Origin of the sequence: Mesorhizobium sp. B1-1-5 (assembly GCF_006443065.1) — a bacterium.
GTDB lineage: Bacteria > Pseudomonadota > Alphaproteobacteria > Rhizobiales > Rhizobiaceae > Mesorhizobium.
In genome coordinates, this window is sequence record NZ_VFWS01000266.1 from 1 (window position 1) to 1,920 (window position 1,920).

General features: G+C 62.1%; 2 protein-coding genes and 1 tRNA gene. All 3 read right to left on the minus strand.

Going from position 1 to position 1,920, the window contains the following annotated elements; translation table 11 throughout:
• Positions 1 to 373, minus strand: a 373-nt coding sequence (locus tag FJ980_RS30225; protein WP_140547265.1) for an ATP-binding cassette domain-containing protein, incomplete at its 3' end; no start/stop codon positions are given.
• Between the two features lie 308 nt (positions 374 to 681).
• Positions 682 to 758: transfer RNA gene (locus tag FJ980_RS30230), tRNA-Pro, on the minus strand.
• A gap of 121 nt (positions 759 to 879) precedes the next feature.
• The coding region (locus FJ980_RS30235; RefSeq protein ID WP_140547266.1) for a site-specific integrase at positions 880 to 1,920 on the minus strand (1,041 nt) is incomplete at its 5' end.

Below are 1,920 nucleotides of genomic sequence, written 5' to 3' on the forward strand. Positions count from 1 at the left end.
CTTCCAGCCCGATGGCCACATTGTCCAGAGCGGTCTTCCAGGGCATCAATGCATCCTGCTGGAAGAGGTAGCCAGCCTGTCTGTTGAGACCGCGAAGCGGGGCGCCGAACACACGGACGCTGCCTGCCGAAGGCTCGAGAAGCCCTGCGCCGGCATTCAGCAGCGTTGACTTGCCGCAGCCCGTCGGCCCAATGATCGCCACGAATTCCTGGTCGCCGACTTTCAGATCGGCGCGGGCGACCGCCTGGAAGCTACGCCCAGCCGCCAAAGCGAAATCTATGGTCACTCCATCGAGGTCGACCGCGATCCCGGATCCGGCTGGCGGCTGTCTGAATTTTGTCTCCGTGCCGCCCGTGGCGGTTTCCGTCGTCATGCCGAATGCCGCCCTGCGCCGAGACGGGTGGGTGTCCAACTGTCGCTCATGGTTCCTCCGTGAGGCTTTAGCGGAGACCGTCGATGTCCGATGGTCATCTGTCGCCCCACACCGTGCCGTGTTCCGGCTCACAATAGTCGATGCGGTGGAGCAGGCAACTTTGCCGTCCGCGGCTTTTTGTTGCGACCGTGACATGCAGCAGCAAAGACCACTGGGCGCGCGCGGAGATTGCCGACAGCCCCATTCTGCACCCGACACATTGCCATTCGCAGGCGCCAACGGCCCTCGATTGCCTGTTCTGTGAAAGGTGGTCGGAGTGGAGAGATTCGAACTCCCGACCCTCTGGTCCCAAACCAGATGCGCTACCAGGCTGCGCTACACTCCGAACGTTGCGGGCTATAGGGTTTCGGCCTTTTCTTGGCAACCCCTGTTCGGGCAAAAACGGAACGAACGGCATACAGTGGCAGATTGCGGCGCCGAAAGTGCCACGGAAAGTGCCACGATGTTCATTTCTTGTTCTCGACCGCTGCCGGCGTCTGTTTCGGCTCGACCGTTTGCGCCGCATCGCTGGCTTCCATGGCGGCCCGCAGGTCGTCCTTCGTCAGGTGGGAATAGCGCGAGGTCGTCGCAAGCTCCGAGTGCCCCAAGAGCTTCTGCGCGGCCTTCAGGTTTCCGGTGGCGCGCACCAGGCGAGTTGCGGCCGTGTGCCGGTTGTCATGGAACCGATAGTCCTCGACGCCAGCGCGGCCTTTGGTACGCCGCCATTCGGTCTTGAAGCCTTCCATCGTGATCGGAACTCGCTGGCCCTTGGTGGCGCCTTCCCGTGGCCTCTTCACCACGTAGCTGAACACCGCTGTCTTGTGGTGATCCTTCAGATCCCAGAGCAGGGCATAGATCGCGGCGGTCATCGGGATCGTGCGCGTCTTGTCGCCCTTGCCTGTGACCCGGAATTCTCGGTTGAAGAAATCCACGTCCTTCCATTCGAGCCCGACAATCTCGGCTCGGCGGCATCCTGACAGGAGCGCGAAGCGCAGAGCCGGCGCGTAGTCGCCCCGGATGGACGCCATGAACTTGGCTTCCTCCTCAGCGGTCGCTTCCCTGACCCGCTCCTGCGGCTCTTTCAGGAAATGGTCCTTCCACTCAATATCCTCGACGGTCTGCTTCCATGTGCGCCGGGCGCGCCGCAGGAGAGCCCGCAGGACTTCGTTGACGCTCCGGTTGACGGTTGCTGCCGAAACACCTTCGCCGCGCCTCTTGGCGACCGCCTTGGCGACTGTGGCGTCGTTGATAGCGGATATCATGGTCCCGGCGCCTAAGTGGTCCTGGAGCCACTCCAGAGAGCGCAGGGTATCGACGTGGTTGCGGTGGAACTTGCCAACCTCATTCCAGTATTGAGCGGCGGCGGCTTTGAACGCCAGCGGCTTGGAGGCATCGAATTGCAGGCCCTTTACGCGTTCCCGCTCTGCGTCTTCGACTTTTTCAGCTTCCCGTTTCGACGTGCATCCAGTCGGGCCTGAAAATCGCTGGCGTCGATAACGGAAGTCGTA